This is a genomic window from Pseudoxanthomonas sp. GM95 (assembly GCF_900109775.1).
Taxonomy (GTDB): domain Bacteria; phylum Pseudomonadota; class Gammaproteobacteria; order Xanthomonadales; family Xanthomonadaceae; genus Pseudoxanthomonas_A.
Window position 1 is genome coordinate 84321 of record NZ_FOAX01000003.1, and the last position, 16662, is coordinate 100982.

At 68.3% G+C, this 16662-nt stretch carries 15 protein-coding genes; 6 read left to right on the plus strand and 9 right to left on the minus strand.

All coding sequences use genetic code 11. The features are described 5' to 3' along the window. Positions 1-120: 120 nt before the first annotated feature. The 3 genes from BMZ17_RS15295 to BMZ17_RS15305 form a co-directional block, all read right to left on the minus strand. Complete coding sequence (locus BMZ17_RS15295; protein WP_093140183.1) at positions 121-1614, minus strand: alpha/beta hydrolase; 1494 nt, start codon at positions 1612-1614, stop codon at positions 121-123. Positions 1615-1652: 38 nt separating this feature from the next. Continuing rightward, entirely contained in the window at positions 1653-2066 is a 414-nt protein-coding gene (locus BMZ17_RS15300; protein ID WP_175485630.1) for a cupin domain-containing protein, read from the minus strand. 122 nt (positions 2067-2188) lie between these two features. Next, positions 2189-3664 (minus strand): SulP family inorganic anion transporter, encoded by a 1476-nt coding sequence (locus BMZ17_RS15305; RefSeq protein WP_093140188.1) that lies wholly within the window; start codon positions 3662-3664, stop codon positions 2189-2191. Between the two features lie 190 nt (positions 3665-3854). Here BMZ17_RS15305 and BMZ17_RS15310 point away from each other — a divergent pair, with 190 nt between their 5' ends. Continuing rightward, a complete protein-coding gene (locus BMZ17_RS15310) occupies positions 3855-4034 on the plus strand; it encodes an oxidoreductase-like domain-containing protein (RefSeq protein ID WP_093140192.1) in 180 nt (59 codons plus the stop codon). Between the two features lie 10 nt (positions 4035-4044). Here the strand turns inward: BMZ17_RS15310 and BMZ17_RS15315 are convergent, their stop codons facing one another. Beyond that, the gene (locus BMZ17_RS15315) at positions 4045-5163 is read right to left on the minus strand and encodes a mechanosensitive ion channel family protein (RefSeq protein ID WP_093140196.1); all 1119 of its coding nucleotides are present in this window, start codon (positions 5161-5163) and stop codon (positions 4045-4047) included. Between the two features lie 115 nt (positions 5164-5278). On the opposite strand from BMZ17_RS15315, the gene BMZ17_RS15320 reads away from it, so the two are divergent. Continuing rightward, positions 5279-5446, plus strand: a complete 168-nt coding sequence (locus tag BMZ17_RS15320) for an oxidoreductase-like domain-containing protein (RefSeq protein ID WP_093142175.1) — start codon at positions 5279-5281, stop codon at positions 5444-5446. A 141-nt stretch (positions 5447-5587) separates the two neighbouring features. Here the strand turns inward: BMZ17_RS15320 and BMZ17_RS15325 are convergent, their stop codons facing one another. From BMZ17_RS15325 to BMZ17_RS15335, 3 genes are all read right to left on the minus strand, one after another. Beyond that, positions 5588-6337, minus strand: coding sequence for an SDR family NAD(P)-dependent oxidoreductase (locus BMZ17_RS15325; RefSeq protein ID WP_093140200.1), 750 nt, complete (start codon positions 6335-6337; stop codon positions 5588-5590). A gap of 144 nt (positions 6338-6481) precedes the next feature. Next, a complete protein-coding gene (locus tag BMZ17_RS15330) occupies positions 6482-7396 on the minus strand; it encodes a hypothetical protein (RefSeq protein ID WP_093140204.1) in 915 nt (304 codons plus the stop codon). Positions 7397-7404: 8 nt separating this feature from the next. After that, entirely contained in the window at positions 7405-9612 is a 2208-nt protein-coding gene (locus BMZ17_RS15335; RefSeq protein ID WP_254775368.1) for a M1 family metallopeptidase, read from the minus strand. A 161-nt stretch (positions 9613-9773) separates the two neighbouring features. On the opposite strand from BMZ17_RS15335, the gene BMZ17_RS15340 reads away from it, so the two are divergent. Together BMZ17_RS15340 and BMZ17_RS15345 are read left to right on the plus strand one after the other, a co-directional pair. Next, the gene (locus BMZ17_RS15340) at positions 9774-10514 is read left to right on the plus strand and encodes a hypothetical protein (RefSeq protein ID WP_093140208.1); all 741 of its coding nucleotides are present in this window, start codon (positions 9774-9776) and stop codon (positions 10512-10514) included. A gap of 82 nt (positions 10515-10596) precedes the next feature. Beyond that, on the plus strand, positions 10597-11439 hold the full coding sequence (locus BMZ17_RS15345; RefSeq protein WP_093140211.1) for a class I SAM-dependent methyltransferase: 843 nt from the start codon (positions 10597-10599) through the stop codon (positions 11437-11439). 42 nt (positions 11440-11481) lie between these two features. On the opposite strand, the gene BMZ17_RS15350 is transcribed toward BMZ17_RS15345, so the two are convergent. Together BMZ17_RS15350 and BMZ17_RS15355 are read right to left on the minus strand one after the other, a co-directional pair. Continuing rightward, entirely contained in the window at positions 11482-11817 is a 336-nt protein-coding gene (locus tag BMZ17_RS15350; protein ID WP_175485632.1) for a DUF3817 domain-containing protein, read from the minus strand. Positions 11818-11977: 160 nt separating this feature from the next. Continuing rightward, complete coding sequence (locus BMZ17_RS15355) at positions 11978-12799, minus strand: lysophospholipid acyltransferase family protein (RefSeq protein ID WP_093142188.1); 822 nt, start codon at positions 12797-12799, stop codon at positions 11978-11980. Between the two features lie 429 nt (positions 12800-13228). On the opposite strand from BMZ17_RS15355, the gene BMZ17_RS15360 reads away from it, so the two are divergent. Both BMZ17_RS15360 and BMZ17_RS15365 read left to right on the plus strand, forming a co-directional pair. Next, the gene (locus BMZ17_RS15360; RefSeq protein WP_175485633.1) at positions 13229-15580 is read left to right on the plus strand and encodes a putative bifunctional diguanylate cyclase/phosphodiesterase; all 2352 of its coding nucleotides are present in this window, start codon (positions 13229-13231) and stop codon (positions 15578-15580) included. 65 nt (positions 15581-15645) lie between these two features. Beyond that, the gene (locus BMZ17_RS15365; protein ID WP_254775370.1) at positions 15646-16527 is read left to right on the plus strand and encodes a DUF2884 family protein; all 882 of its coding nucleotides are present in this window, start codon (positions 15646-15648) and stop codon (positions 16525-16527) included. The last annotated feature ends 135 nt before the right edge of the window (positions 16528-16662 follow it).

Below are 16662 nucleotides of genomic sequence, written 5' to 3' on the forward strand. Positions count from 1 at the left end.
GGAAGAAGGCGTGCACGGCCATGCTGGCCGGGCCGCCATCGCATCGGCATGAAATAAGCGCTAATGGCAGGTCAATACGGGCCGGTTCCGGCGCCTCGCATGCCGGTTTGGCAGTGAGGTTCAGCGCGCGGTCGTGGCGGTGACGGCGGCGTGTTCCTGCGGCAGCGTCTGTGCGATGCGCGCGATGAGATACGGATAGAAGGGATTGCAGTTCAGCCGCTGCAGCTGTTCGGCCTTGACCACCAGCGCGCCACGCTCGCCGTGCAGGGTCGCCGTGCCCAGGCGAATGCCGAAGTCCTCGTCCATGCGCGGCGTCAGGCCGTACAGCGCATCGTCCATCGGGAACGGCAAGGCCACGTGCGATAGCGAATAGACGCTGGACGGAAACTGCAGACCCAGCGGATGCGTCACCGCCTGGTGCTGGCCCGGCGCGGTGGTCGATGCACCGACATCCAATGTGTCGGGCCGCAGGTTGCTGACCAACGTGAGCGTGTATGCGCGCGGCCCATCGCCCCGCAGCGTGTCGGCCGCACCGGTCGCGGCCGGCGTGAGCAGCGGTGCCAGCAGGTTGGCGCGGTTGATGTCAAACAGCACCAGCTCGCTGCCATTGGCCGGCAGGTGATCGAACAAGGCATGCACCACCGCATCGGTGTTGACCGTGTTGTCCAGCACCGACTGGAACGCCAGGATCGGCGGCAGTCGCTGCAGGCGACCGGCCGCCTTGAGCTGCAGCACCTGCGCCTGTACGTGCGTGGTCAATTCATACGATTGAGCGGCAGCGTTGAACGGAAACGAGTTGTACTTGTACGGATTGAACTCGGGCAGGTTATCCAGCCAACGCGACTGCGCGAAGTACGGCAGCTTGCCGAACACCGGCAGCAGGCCGGCCAGCGCGGCGCCGCGACTGACGCCGATCATCGGCGAGAGCAGCACCAGGCGATCGACGCGTGGCCGTGCCGCGTCGTCGCGTGCAGCCGCGTCCAGTGCGTACTGCAGCGCCAGCGCCGCACCGTTGGAATAACCGACCACGTGGAGCGGTTTGTCACCGCCGATGCGCTGGCGCAGTTCGCGCGCAGCCAGATCGACCACCACCGACCAATCCTGCCAGCGCACGTCCAGCAGGCCGCTGGGCAAGGTACCGTGACCAGGCAGGCGCGGCGCAATCACCACGAAGCCGGCCCGTTCGTAACGCGCGGCCAGGTGGCGCAGGCTGTAGGGCGAATCGCTCAGACCATGCAGCAACAGCACGCCGCCGCGCACCTGCGCCGGCGTGGAGACGTACGAACGATTCCAGTCGCGCTGGCCAGGACGCGCGCCAAGTTGGCTTTGCGCTTCAAAGCGGTACGGGCCGGGCGTGGGATGCGCGGCCAGGGTGGTGTTGAGTTCTTCGAACAGCCGCGCTTCGGCCTGTTCGTACTGCGCCCAGGTGTAGCGCGGGCCGATCTGCTCGGCGCTCACTTCGCCATGCAGTTGCAGCGTATGCCAGGGCTTGAGCGCGGGTTGACTGCGCGCCTGGAACGCCCGCCCCAGCAACAGCACGAACACCAGCACGCCCACGCCGAGCAGCACCTTGAGCAGGACGTGCAACACATGGCGGAACGCGGCAGGCGACATCGGCGCATCGTAGCCGATGCCGCGCGGCCTCCAGCGGCTTACTGCTGGGCGATCACATCGACGAACACCAGCGGCACCGTGCCGGTATTGGCCAGGCCATGCGACTGGCCCTTGCGCACGATGGTGATGTCGCCGGCCTTGACCGGCGAGGTCTTGCCGTCGGTATCGGTGAAGGTGCCTTCGCCGGAAATGATGATGTAGGCGTCCTCGTTGTCGACGTGCTTGTGCACGCCGACCGCATCACCGGGCTGTAGGGTCAGGAAGCCGATCTCGCGCGTGGCCTGGTCCGGCGTGGCCTTGTCGCGGGTGAAGGCGTAGCGCGCCTGCACGGTGCCCTTGCCGAGCTGCTTCTGCATCGGGATCTGCTGGGCCTGCGGATAGACCTCGGCCTGCGCGGCGGCGCTGCACAACAGGGCCAGGCTCGCCACGGCGAGGAAGGGGCGCAACTTCATGGGGATTCTCCGGACGGCGGGGCCGCGGATGCGGCCGACCGGAAAATTCTAGGCCGCGGCCCCGCCACGCCCGTGCCGGCGTGGACGCGTTTGCACCAACGCACGCGACGCGGCCGCTTGCCTCAGCCGACAGGATCTTCCAGGCCGCCGTTCAACAGCTCGCGCGACTGCAGGCCGACCACGTTGACCGTGCAGCCGTAGTGGGCGAAACGCTCACGCACCTTGTCCAGTGCAGCCAGCGCGGTGATGTCCCAGAACCGCGCCGAAGACACATCGATCCTCACCTGCGCGCCCTCGACTTCGCGCGGATCGAACGCGTCGACGAAGGCATCGGCCGAGGCGAAGAACACCTGCCCGCGCACCCGATAGACATGCAGCACTGCGCCGTCGACACCGGGTTTTGGCACATGCGCGACGTGCAGCGCGGCCGCGGCCTTCCAGGCGAAGAACAGCGCGCTCAGCAGCACGCCCAGGCCCACGCCGATCGACAGGTCGTGCGAGACCAGGGTGGCCACGACCGTGGCGATCATCACCAGGGTGGACAGGCGCGGATGGGTCACCAGCTTGCGCAGCGAGCCCCAGTCGAAGGTCGAGGCCGAGACCATCACCATGATCGCCACCAGCGCCACCACCGGCACCTGCGACACCCACGGCTTGAGCAGCACCATCAGCACCAGCAGGAACACGCCGGCGAACAGCGTCGACAACCGCCCGCGCCCGCCGTATTTCACGTTGCCCACGGTCTGGCCGATCATGCCGCAGCCGGCGATGCCGCCGAACAGGCTGGCGCCGATGTTGGCCAGGCCCAGGCCCGCGCATTCGCGGCTCTTGCTGCTGGGACTGTCGGTGAGTTCATCGACCACGCGCGCGGTCATCATCGATTCGAGCAGGCCGACCATCGCGATGGCGATCGCCGGTCCGGCGATGATGCGCAGGGTGTCCATGTCCAGCGGCACCACGATCCCGTGCCAGCCCGGCAGGCTGGACGGCAGCTGGCCCAAGTCGGCCACGGTCTTCAGCGGCAGGCCCAGCCACGCCGTCAGCAGGGTCAGCGCGACGATGCAGATCAACGGCGAGGGGATCGCCTGCAGGCCCGGCAGCGGCACGCGCGGCAGGCCGTAGATGATCGCCAAACCCAGCGCCAGCATCACCCAGGTCGCGGGCGTGGCGCCGGCCAGCTGCGGCAGCTGCGCGCTGAAGATCAGGATCGCCAGCGCGTTGACGAAGCCAGTCCGCACCGACGAACTGACAAAGCGCATCAGCACCCCCAGCCGCAGCAGGCCGAACACGATCTGGATCAGCCCGGCCAGCACGCCCGCCGCGAGCAGGTAGTTCAGCCCGTGCGTGGCCACCAGCGGCGCGGCCACCAGCGCCACCGAGCCGGCCGCGGCCGAAATCATCGCCGGGCGCCCACCGGCGAAGGCGATCACGATCGAGATCACGAACGAGGCATACAGCCCCACCTGCGGATCGACCCCGGCGACGAACGAGAACGCGATGACCTCGGGGATCAGCGCAAAGGTGGCGACCGCGCCGGCGAGCAGCTCGCGCACGGGTTTGCGGCGCCACTGCGCCAGTTCGGAGGTAAGCAATGACATGGGCAACCTGCGGGTGAGATCTGCCGCGCCGGGGCGCGTGCACGGATGGCCGGACCCACATTCAGCGCGGGCCGGCCTGGCCGGGCGCGCATTGTGCCAGCCCGCGCGCGCCGGCGCCGTCCCCGCGTGGCGGCGATCCCACCAACGCGTCTTCGCGGGCTGCCACGCCGCCATCGCCGACGATGTCCACATGGCCAAGCACGACGATGACCCGCGCCCCACGCCGCCGGAACCACCCGCGCCCAGCGAATGCTGCGATAGCGGTTGCGATCCGTGCGTCTACGACCTGCACGCCGAGGCCGTGGAGCGGTATCGGCGCAAGCTGCGCAAGTGGCACAAGCGCCACCCGGACCAGGCCGACACGGCCTGATGGCGCCGTTTCAGCCGGCCGCGGCGCGGCGTTCGCCCGCGTCCACGGGCGCAAGCTGTCGCAGGTTGAGCGCGCGCGGGAACTCCAGCGTGCGCACCGGGAAGGCGAACGCGATGCCGGCCTCGCCGAAGCGGCGCACCAGCTCCAGGTTGATCGCCTGCTGGGTGTCCATGTAGGCGGTGTAGTCGGGCGTCTGCATGATGTAGACCACTTCGAAGTCGAACGCCGACTCGCCGAAGCCGCGGAAGTGCGCGCGATCAAACACCGCATTGTCGATCCCGTCCAGGATCTCCCGGACCATCGCCGGGATCGACGCCAACTGGTCATGCGGCGTGGACAGCGGCACGCGGAACTCGAACACGATCCGGCGCGTGTCCATCCGCTTGTAGTTGCGCAGCCGCGCGGCGAGCATGTCGCTGTTGGCGAACACCAACTGCTCGCCCGACAGGCTGCGCAGGCGCGTGGTCTTCAGCCCGACATGCTCGACGGTGCCAGCGAATTCGCCCACCACGACGAAATCGCCGACCACGAAGGGTTTGTCGATCACGATCGACAACGAGGCGAAGAGATCGCCCAGCACGTTCTGCACCGCCAGCGCCACCGCGATGCCGCCCACGCCCAGGCCGGCAATCAACGCGGTGATGTCCACGCCCAGGTTCTGCAGGACCACCAGCAGCACCACCGCCCACAGCACCGTGAGACCGACGAACTTGACCGCGCCCAGGCTGGTGGTCGCGCCCAGGTTGGTGTCTTCGGCCGCGCGCGCCTTGGAGTTGTCGATCCAGAAGCGGATCTGGCGGCTGCCCCACACGCCGATCTGCAGGAACAGCGCCACCGCCGCGGCCTTGCCGGCGATGCCGTAGGCGCGCTCGGGCAGGTGCAGGGCCTGCAGGCCGAAATGCAGCGCCGGGAACAGCAGCAACCACAGCCGCGTGCCACGCAGTGCGTATGCCAGCGATTCGAAAACCCGGTCGATCGTGGTGCCCTGCTTGGCGATCGCGCCCAGTCGCCCCACCACCACGCGCCGCGCGATGGCGAACGCGCACAGCGCCGCCAGCGTGATCCCGGTGGCGGTCAGCCAGGCCTGCACGCTGTTGCCCAGCACCTGGTATCCACTCAGCCAATTCATCTTGTCTCCTTCTCTTGGTGATCCAGCGTCGCGCGATGCGCGACACGCGTGGAGAACAGGCATCGCGCGGGCATGGCGATTGGCCTCCACGCAGTGCGCCGCCGATAATCACGCCATGTCCGAAGACGATCCCCGCCCCATCGCACCGGAAGCCCCGTTGCCCAGCGACTGCTGCGACAGTGGCTGCGACCCGTGCGTGTTCGACCTGTATGCCGAAGAGTGCGCGCGCTACCGCGTGCTGCTGGCGGCGTGGCGTGCGCGGCATCCGGAAGCGGATGCCTGATGCAACGCGCCTGATGCGTGCTGCCTTTTCAGGGTCGCAGCATTGGCCTGCGATGTGAACCCCTTGACGCACCGCGGACCGCGACACCACGCGCGCGGGCCGCGGATCTAAGGACGGCGGCGCGTTGCGCGCCGCGCCCGCTCAGACTTTGAAGGCGAGGAAGCCGTCGTCCACCGGCACGGTGGAGCCGTTCACCGCCTGCGCCGCATCGGTAAACAGGAAGGCGACCACGCTGGCGACCTTCTCCGGCTGGATCAGCGTGTTGTGCATGTGCTGGGCGGCCAGCGGCGGCTTGATGCTGGGGTCTTCGCCCATCATCGGCGTATCGATGAAGCCCGGCGCCACGGCGACCACGCGGATGCCGTGCTCGGCCAGTTCCAGCGCGCCGGTGCGCGTCATCGCCACCACCGCCGACTTGGCGGCGTTGTAGTTGAAGCTGCCGCGCGCGGCGACGTAGCCGAAGATCGAGGCGGTGTTGACAAAGGTGCCCTTCGCACCGAGTTCCACCATCTTGCGCGCGCCGTAATGCAGGCCGTAGTAGACGCTGTGCTGGTCCACGTCGATGACACGGTGGTAGGACGCCGGGTCCATCTCCAGCAGCGACTGCACCTTGGAGATGCCGGCGTTGTTGAAAATGCCGTTGAGCGTGCCGAGCTGGTCCACGGCGAAGTCGACCATCGCCTTGACCTCCGCGGCCTTGGAAACGTCGACCTTGAACGCCTTGGCGCGACGGCCCAGCGCCTGGACTTCGGCCGCGACCTGCTCGGCCCCGGCCAGGTTGAAGTCGGCCACCACCAGGTCGGCGCCCTTGGCGGCCAGCGCCAGGCAGGCCTCACGGCCGATGCCGCTGGCGCCGCCGGTGACGATGAGGACGTGGTCTTTCAGTTCCATGCTGCAACTCCAATGCCGGTGCGAATGGCCGGCATCGCCCGATGCGCGCCGGCGGGGATGCGCATTGTGGTCGCAAGATAATTACGATTACGCGAACACGTCCGGGCGCCTGTTCTCACGCGCCCGGACGTGTTCGCCACGCCCTCAGCCGGTGACCGGCGCCGCCGGGGTCGAATAGCGCACCGCGCGCCGCGCGGCATCGTTGTCCACCAGCTGGGCCAGCACCTGCAGACGCGCCAACCGCAGCCAGCCCAGCGCCAGCGTGGTGACCTGGGTGATGCCCAGCGCGAGGAAGAACGCGCCCCAGCCCGCGCCCGAGGCGCCGATCCGCAGCCAACCCAGCGCCGCCAGCAGCAGCGCGCCCAGCACGCCGATCAGCAGGCTGGTGCCCCAGGCCGCGAACGGCCGCCGCACGTACAGCTTCAGCGACCGCCACCAGTGCACCACCACCGAGCGGCTGTCATCGCGCGTGCCGATGCGTGCACGGGTCAGCTCGGTCAGCACGTACGGCAGCAGGAACAGCAGCACCGCGATGACCAGCGCGCCGCGTTCGGTCCAGTTGGCGGTGGAGGCGAGGATCGCGTCGATCCTGCGTTCGCGCGCCAGGTGCACCAGCCACACGCCCAATGCCACGAACGGCGCCAGCGGCAGCAGCGACCACAACACCAGACGCAGCTGGCGGCCGTACTCGCGCATGCCCTCGGCCGCCAGCACGAACAGCCGCGCGCCGCGTCCCAGCCGCACCGCCGCCACCATCACGCCGGTCAGCCACGGCCACAGCAACACGGTGAAGAACAGCCCCGCGACCATGCCCCAACGCGGCGCGCCATCCTTGCTGGCCGCGGCCATCACATCGCCCAGCGCGGTCAGGTCCAGCCCGTGCGCGTAGCGCGGCGCATCGAAGCTGTGGCTCAGCTGCGCATCGAGCAGCCCGTAGACCGGCAGCGCCGCGACCAGGGCCACCAGCGACAGGCTGGCCCACCACAGCAGCAGCGCACGCCAGTGCAGCGCGCGCAGCGCGCCGCGGACCACCACGCCCAGCCAGTTGAATCGGTTCATCGCGGTCCTCACAGGTTCACCAGCACGTTCTGCAGCGCCTGGAACAGCGCCACCACATCGGCACTCCAGCGCCGCGCGGCCGACGCATCGCCCTCGATGCGCTTGCCATCGTCGAGTTTGTTGGCATCCAGGTAATAGCGCTGCTGCGGATCGAGCTGCGCCGCCACCGCACGCCGCTTGTCGACGAAGCTGAAGCGCTTCCACAGTTGCGCGTCGTCCCACTCGAAGCGGCGCGTGCTGCCATCGGCAAAGGTCACCACCAGCACCTGCGGCACCGCCACGCCGCGACGGCGCACGGTCACCGTGGTGCGGTAGTCGAACGGACCATCGGCCTTGTCCGCCTTCGGATGCGCCTTGCGCCAGGCCTCAAGCTGCTGCTCGACCTGCGTCTCGATGTAGCCTTCGTCGTGGGTGACCGGCTTGCCGCCCTCGACCACGCGCCCGGCGAACGGCTGCACCGGCTCGCTGCTCAGGCCCTGGAGGCTGTCGTCCTGCTTGCCTGCTGCGTACACGTTCTGCGCGAACACGCGCTCGACCACGTCGCGTCGGCCGGTGGACACCGCCAGCGATTCGCGCAGGTCGGCGATGGACGGATGACGAAACTTCCAGCTGGCGTAGTAATCCTTGAAGCCCTTTTCGATCGCGGCTTTGCCCAGCGTCGCCTCCAAGTCGCGCATCACCGTGGCGGTGCGCGAATACACCGAGCCATAGCCGGCGCTGTCCAGGCGATTCCAGGCACTCGCACCTGCGGCATCGCTGGGATCGCGGACCATCGCGCTCAGGCGCTCGTACTTGAACGGGTCATCGACCGGCAGGTGGATGCCGAGTTTGTTCATCCACGGCGGCAGCATGTCGTAGTGGTTGGGCCCGTCGCGCAGCATGCGCTGGTCCCAGTATTCGTTGAGGCCTTCATCCAGCATCGGCTCTTCGAATTCGTTCGATGCTAATAGCCCGTAGAAATAGCCGTGGCCAAACTCATGGATGGTCACGAAGTCCAGCATCGCCGCGGTGAACGAGCCCTTGGGCACGTCGTCGTAGCCTTCGGCGGTGAAGAAGGTCGGGTATTCCATGCCACCGGCTTCGGCCGCGTTGTACGGCGGGATCACCACCGTCACCGTGCGATACGGATACGGCCCCAGCGTGCGCGAGAAATAGGTCAGCGAATCCTGCGTGGCCTTCAGCGCCGGTGCGGCGCTGGCTTCGTACTCGGGCGGATACAGCACCTGGATGTCGACCTTGGGGCTGCCCGCGCCAGTCCAGGTGCCACGCAGCGGTTCGGCGTAGCGCTTGTCGGCAGTCCAGGCGAAGTCATGCACGTCGTCCTGCACGTAGCGATACGTCGTACGGCCGTTGGCCTTGGCCGGCGTGCCCTGCAGCTGGCCGGTGGCGCCGACGCGATAGTCCGAGGGCACGTCCAGGGTCACGTCGTAGCTGCCGAAGTCGGCGTAGAACTCGCTGGTGAGGTGGAACTCGTGCGCGTTCCAGCGCGGCGCGGTGGCACCGCGTTCGCCGGGCAGTTCCAGCACCGCGATCTTGGGGAACCACTGGCCGACCAGATGGAACGTGCCGAACCAGCCGGTGCGCGCGATCACCCGCGGCAACTGCGCGTTGAAGTCGATGTCCAGCGTGGTGCTGGCGCCCGGCGCCACGGCCTGCGGCAGGTCCAGGCGCACCACGGTCATGTCGCTCTTGGGGCCGCCATCGGGCTGGACGAAGGTCTGCTTCACCGCCGCGCTGCCCTGCGCGACGCGGGTCATGTCGATCCAGCCCCAGCCGCCGTCGCGCACCGGCACATCGGTGCGGAAGTCGAAGCCCAGGTCGTTCTTCTCGTGGAAGAACGTGCTGCCTTCGTTGCGGAACGCGTTGAGGTACAGATGCAGGTAGACCGAGCTGACCGGCGCCGCGCTGCGGTTGCGCCAGGTCAGCTGTTCCTTGCCGTCCAGGGTGTGCTTGTCCGGGTCCAGCTTGGCCTGGATGCGATAGCCCACCACGCGGTCGGACAGGGTCGCCTCGCTGCCGGTGCGCACGCCGCCCCAGGCATTGGCCGCGCTGGGCGTGGCGACCGCACCGGCGTCGTAACCGGCCAGCGCGATCTCGCCGACGGCCTGCGGCGCCGACGGCGCAACGGCCGGCATCGGCGTGGTCTGGGCGATCGCCCAGGCCGCACAGCATCCCAGCGCCAGCCCCAGGCCCGGCGCCCACCTGCTCTTCTGCATGGATCTTCCCCAGCCGGCCCAAGGCGGGCCGGTTCGATGACGTGATGGTAAGGATTGGCCAGGCGCTGGCAACCCATCTCATGGCAGGGCCCGGGCCTGCTCACGGCGCGGCCACCGCAGCGCGCTTACGGTCGCGGCACAACCCGTCAAGGAGTGTCGCCATGCGCGTGTTCTCGCATCCCCGGTTCCTGCAGGTGTACTCGGCGGTGCTGACCGCCGTGCTGGTCATCGGCGTCACCACCGGCGCCACGCGCGGGCCGGACAAGACCCGCTTCGAGGAGATCACGGTGCAGAAGCTCACCCTGGTCGAACCGGACGGCACCACGCGCCTGGTGCTGGCCAACAATGCCAAGCTGCCCGGCGCGGTGTTCGGCGGGCGCGAGTACGCGCATGAAGGGCGCAAGGCCGATGGCACCGCGGGCATGATCTTCTACGACGCCGAAGGCACCGAAAGCGGCGGCCTGGTCTTCAGCGGGCTCAAGCGCCCGGACGGCACGATCAGCCGTGACGGGCACCTGTCCTTCGACGCCTACGGCCAGGACGAGCTGTCCACCTGGGTCTCCGCGCAGGAAGGCGGCAAGGTCAAGAATGGCATTCAGTTCAAGGACCAGCCGGACTGGCCGTTGGAGGACGCGCTCAAGGCGATGCAGGCCAGGCCGGGCACCAGCGAGGCCGAGCAGCAGGCCGCGCTGGAAACCTTCATGGCGAACCGCGCGCCGATGCATGTGCAGCGTGCATGGCTGGGGCGCAATCCCGATGCGTCGTCTTCGCTGGACCTGCGCGACCGCGACGGCAAGCTGCGGATCAGCGCGCGGGTGGCCGCCGACGGCACGCCGACCCTGCAATTCCTCGATGCGGAAGGCAAAGTCACCGCGACCTTCCCGCCCGCGGCGGCGCGCTGAGGACAAGATCACTCGGGTACGATGCCCGCCCCTTCCAGACAGCCGGCGCGCCACCTCCGTGGCCGCCGCGAGATCGCCCGCCGTGCCGCATTACGCAGGTCCCGTCCTCACCCTTCCCGTCGCCCAGGCGCTGGCCGCCGCCCGTGCGCGCGGCGCCAGCGAATGCAGCGCGACGTTCGACCTGGGCCGCAGCCAGACCACGGCGCAACTCGGCGCTGAGGACTGGACCTGGCGGGGCCAGCGCTATCCGTTCCCGGGCAAGCTCAAGGACCGCACGATCTATGTGTGGGACGGCGAGGACTTCGAACCGGTCTCGCGCTTCTCCGGCTCGCTGATCAAGCTGGTGCCGACCGAATGGGGCGCGCCGACCTTCGAGATCGACGGCATCAAGATGCTGCCGACCTCGAAGGAATCTCCGATGGACGATGCCCGCCGCAAGGTCGCGCTGGTCGCGCCGCGCGGCAAGGTCGTACTGGATACCTGCGGCGGGCTGGGCTACTTCGCCGCCTGCTGCCTGGAAGCCGGCGTGGCGCGCATCGTCTCGTTCGAGAAGAACGAAGATGTGCTGTGGCTGCGCACCTGCAATCCGTGGTCGCCCGATCCCGACGCGGCGCAAAGCGCGGGCCGCCTGCAGCTGACCCACGGCGATGTGTCGCAGCAGATCGGCTCACTGGGCGAGGCCTCGGTGGACGCGATCCTGCACGACCCGCCGCGTTTCGGCATTGCCGGCGAGCTGTATTCGCAGGCGTTCTACGACCAGCTCGCACGCGTGCTCAAGCGCGGCGGTCGCCTGTTCCACTACACCGGCAGCCCCAACAAGCTCACCAGCGGCCGCGACGTGCCACGCGAAGTGGCCAAGCGCCTGGAGAAGGCCGGCTTCAGCGCCGAGCTTGCGCTGGATGGCGTGCTGGCCACACGGCGCTGATGGCACAAGCGCGCGGCCACCTTACGGCGCCGCGCACGTGCATCACGCCTTGGCCAACGCCGGCCGCGCGCTCAACAGCCCCAGGTGGCGGAACCACAGTTCCAGCGGCACCGTCACCAGCGGCGGCAACGCCGCAAGCAGGCTCAGGATCCAGGCCCACCAAGGCCAACGCAGGCGCAACGCGGCGATCAGGCTGATCGCCACATAGAGCAGGAACGCCGCGCCATGCAGGCGCCCGAACAGCCACACCACCGCCTCGGTGGTGCCGGTGCCGTACTTGAGGAACATGCCGATCAGCAGGCCGGCCCAGGTCAGGCCTTCGAAGAACGCAGCGGCAGCAAACAGCTTGCCCATGGGCGACAGCGGCGGTGAACGCATGTTTCATTTCCAGTCGAACGAGGAAGATGCCGCGACACGATGGCGGCGGCGACGCACGCTGGCCGATGGAGTGTAAGGGATCGTGCGAAAGACACGATGGCTGCGACGCCATGTCGGCGTGCAGCTGACACGCATGTCATCTGCGTGGCGCTGCATGTACTCAATCGCGAGCTGGTGGCGGCGCATCGCCATGCGTCGGCAACGCCGATGCCACGATGTCGTGCAGCTGCAGGGCCAGCGTCTTGCGATCGGCGTCGGGGTCGATCTGGATCGGCGGGTGGAAGGTGAGGCGGACCGCGGCGCCCGAGAGATTGAGGAAGTGCTTCACGTGCGCGCCGGCGTCCATGTCGCCGTGGAAGGCATAGGCCGCGCGATCGCCGCCTGCGGACAGCGCGCGGCCGTCCACCGACACCAGTTCCTGGGTGAAGGGCTGCAGCGTCCACGCCTGCGCGCCCTGCCCCAGGAACAACGCGAACAGGCTGGACTTGAAGGGCGCCACGCGCTCGCCGGACGAGGTGGTGCCTTCCGGGAACAGCACCAGGTCGTGATCCGCGCGCAGCTGCGCGGCCAGCGCCGCGGCGACGGCGGCGGCATCGCGCTGGCGACGGCTGATGTAGACGGTCTGCGCCAGCTCGCCGACAAAGCCCATGCCCGGCCAGCGGGTCATGTCGTCCTTGGCGATAAAGCGCGCCTGCAGCACGCCGCCGAGCAGCACGATGTCGTAGTGCGAGACGTGGTTGCCGACGAACAACGTGCCGCCGCCGCTGCGTGGCATGCCGACCACCTCGACCCGGATGCCCAGCGCGCGACGCAGGCAGGCGAACCACCAGCGCGGCACCACGAACGCCGCGCGCCCACGGGTGAAGCGCATCAGCAGCCATTGCAGCGGCATCAGCACCGCGCTGGCCAGCAGGATGAAACCGAGCTTGCAAATGGCGCGCAGTGACAGCGCCTCCTGGACGACCGGGACATCGTTGGACATGAACAGGCAGGCCAGTGCGTTGCGGAAACCAGCGCCGATGGTCGCACCCTTGCCCGACGTGCAGAAGACGTCCCGCGCCAGGCCTTGGATATCAATGCGAACCCGTTCCACCCGGCACTGACACCCTGCGCAGTGCTCGGCATGGACGAGACCCCGCGCGCATTCCCGCTACGACCGGCTGCCGTGAAGGGCGGTGATTGTGTGATCCGCGCCGCCTTGTCGGGCAGCGGCGATGCACGGATCGCTATCGACTGCCGAAAAAGCGGATAGATCCGCTTACCTCCCCTCTGACGCGGTTTTGTTCTGGCCGATACTGAATCGGGGATGCGACAGGCGCGCCGCCTTCCGCGGCGCCGATCTGTTCGATCGTGCGTTGGCAGGGATCGCGTCGGGCAGAAAGAGGGGGACGTCTTGGGAGTGGTCAGCAGCTTGGGCAAAACGCGGCTCGGCCTGAGCGACGCGCGGCGCGGCGTGGCCTACCTGTACCAGGACGGCGGCCGCCAGGCAGCGCAGTGGCGGGCGGCGCACCTCAACAGCGTGCTCAGGCTCACCCCGTACACGATGAGCGCCAACATCGGCAGCTGCCTGCTGGTGCTGTGGGCCTTCCAGGACCAGGATGCCCATCCCGCCATCTGGGCGTGGGCCGCCTTCAGCCTGCTGCTCTCCGCCACCACATTGACCAACTGGTGGAACCGCCGCCATCAGGCCCTGCTGGTCGCCTCGCGCCAGGCCATGCGCCACGCCACCCTGCACGCGGCATTGCTGGCGTGCACGTGGGCGGCGATGACGGTGACCTGGTTCCCGCATGCCACGCCCAGCCAGCAACTGCTGATCAGCACCCTGGTCACCGGCATGCTCGGCGCCGGCGCGTTCGTGCTGAGCCCGCTGCCGCTGGCCTGCATGGCCTACACCGGCATCTACACGCTGGCGGCCATCGTCGCGCTGTGGCGCACCGGCCAGCCGGTGCTGGCCAGCGTGGCGCTGCTGCTGGTGCTGTACGCGTTGATCGTGGTGCTCAGTGCGCTCTCCAGCTGGCACAAGGCGACGCTGCAGCTGGAGGAGCAAGCCCAGACCCAGCGCCGCGAACGCCTGCTCGCGCTGCTGCTGCAGGACTTCGAGCAGTACGCCGATGAAGCTCTGTGGGAGACCAACGACGCGGGCGAACTGGTGCATCTGTCGCCACGCCTGGCCGAACTGCTGGCCGTGGACGAAGCCGATGCGCAGGGGCTTTCGTTCTCCCATCTCCTGCGTGAGCGCTGCCCGGAAGGCGCCGCGCCGCTGGACCAGGCGTTCCAGGCCGGACTGTCCTTCCACGATGTCGGCCTGACCCTGCAGCACGGGGACGTGATCCGCCACCTCAGCCTCAACGGCAAGTGCCTGTTCGATGAAGACGGACGGCGCATCGGCTGGCGCGGCGTGCTGGCCGATGTCACCGAGAAGATCGAGGGCGAGCGGCGCCTGGTGCAACTGGCCCACACCGATACGCTCACCGGTCTGGCCAATCGCTTCATGCTGCGCGAGGCGCTGGTCAGCCAGCTGCAGCAGAACGGCGTGTTCGCACTGCTCACGCTGGACCTGGATCACTTCAAGAGCGTCAACGACAGCCTGGGCCACCACGTCGGTGATGCGCTGCTGAAGGCCGTGGCCCAGCGCCTGACCACGCTGGTGCGGCCCGGCGATCTGGTTGCGCGCCTGGGGGGCGACGAGTTCGCCGTGGTGATGCTGCATCCGGCCACGCCGGCCCAGGCCGAAGCGATGGCGCTGTCGCTGGTCGAGGCGATGCAGGCGCCGATCATGGTCGACGGACGCGGCCTGCTGGCGCCGGTAAGCGTGGGGGTGGCGCTCTCGCACGGCGCGGGCGAATCGCCACAGACCCTGCTGCAGCAGGCCGACACCGCGTTGTACGACGCCAAGTTCGGCGGCCGTGGCCGGCATACCGTCTACACGGCCGTGCTGGGCGAACAGGCGCGCCGGCGCCTGCTGATCGAGGAAGGCCTGCGCCATGCCGTCGCCCAGGGCGAACTGGCGCTGCACTGGCAACCCAAGATCGACATCCGCAGCCAGCGCATGGTCGGCGCCGAGGCGCTGCTGCGCTGGGACCATCCACTGCTGGGCCGCATTTCGCCGACCGAGTTCATCCCCATCGCCGAACACAGCGGCCTGATCGATGGCCTGGGCACCTGGGCGCTGCGCGAGGCCTGCCGCGTGGGCGCCGGCCCGTTGTCCGGGCTGACGGTGTCGGTGAATGTCTCGACCATGCAGCTGCAGGGCGGCAAGGTGGTAGCACAGGTGCGGCGGGCGCTGGACGAGTTCCCGATCGCACCGGAACACCTGGAGATCGAGCTGACTGAGTCGGTGTTCCTGGGCGATTCGGACAACGCACTGGTCCAGCTGGAAGCAGTACGCGCCATTGGCGTGCGCGTGGCGCTGGATGACTTCGGCACCGGCTATTCGTCCCTGGCCTATCTGCGCCGGTTTCCCTTCAGCGTGCTCAAGATCGACCGGTCCTTCGTCACCGACATGCCCACCAGCGACGACGCGCGCCTGATCGTGGAGACCATCATCCTGATGGCCAATGCCCTGGGCATCCGCGCCATCTGCGAGGGCGTGGAAACGCTGGAGCAGCTCGATGCGGTGTCGCGCGCCGGGGCGGCCGAGTTCCAGGGCTACCTGGCCGCGCGGCCCTGCCCGCTGGAAGACTTCCTGCAGCTGCGCGCGCACTGGCATGGACTGGGCCCGGCGCCGGTGGCGATCGAAGCCTCGGGCCATACGACCGTGTGACTTCCGGTCCATGCGCGGCAGGGCGCCGCTGGACGATGCTGCAACCTTCACGCGAAGGAATCGCCATGCGCCACGCCCTGCTGCCCCTGCTGCTCTCCCTCTGCATGGTCTGCGCTGCACACGCAGATGAACCCACCGCGCAGCCCAATCAGGACAAGGCGCACCACAAGGTCAAGCTGTCCTCCGAGCAATGCGGCCTGTCCACGCCGTTCAACGTGCTGGTTGATGCCGGTGGCGTGTGGCTTTATCGCGATCAGGGCCTGCCGAAGGAGATCTTCTTCCACGGCGGCGAACTGAGCGTGGACCGCAAGGTGCGCCCGGTCAGCGCGGCCGATGCGCAGCGGCTGTGGCAGATGGAAAGCGAGGCCCGCACGCTGATGCCCAAGGTCACCGACCTGGCGCGCGGCATGGTCGATTTGACCTTCGATGCGCTGTCATCGGTGATCGACCAGATCACCGGCAGCCCGCGCAAGGCGCGCAAGGTCGAGCCGCATCGCAAGGCCGCCATGAAGTATGTGGATGACACGCTGGGCACCGGCCGTTGGGACCAGGAGATTTTCGACGAGGGCTTCGAGCAGCGCGTGGAATCGGCTGCCGAACAACTGAGCGGCATGCTCGCGCGCAGCGTGCTGTGGCAGGTGTTCACCGGCCGCGCCGATGCGATCGATGAACGTGCCGACCGCATGGACGCCGACCTGGATGCACGCATGGATGCACAGGGCGAAGTGCTGGAAGCCAAGGCCAAGGCCCTCTGCCCGCAGGTTGAAATGCTGTACGCGCTGCAAGACGCGCTGGAGTATCGCTACGAAGGCCAGCCGCTGCGCATGATCGAAGTCGACAAGAACGACACGCCGGAGATCGCCCAGGCTGCGCCCGCGCCGTCATCTGCGCCGGAGGATCATGGCGATCATCGCGATACCGCGATCAAGCTGGACAAGGCCAAGTGATGATGCTTGCGAGATCTATCGGATGCGCTTCATCCGTTTGACGCTTGATACGACCTGCGAGGTCCGCATGCGCCATGCAATCCTGATCTAAAGCGCGCAGCGCTTGCTCGAAGCGCCAATGCCCCAAAGAACAAG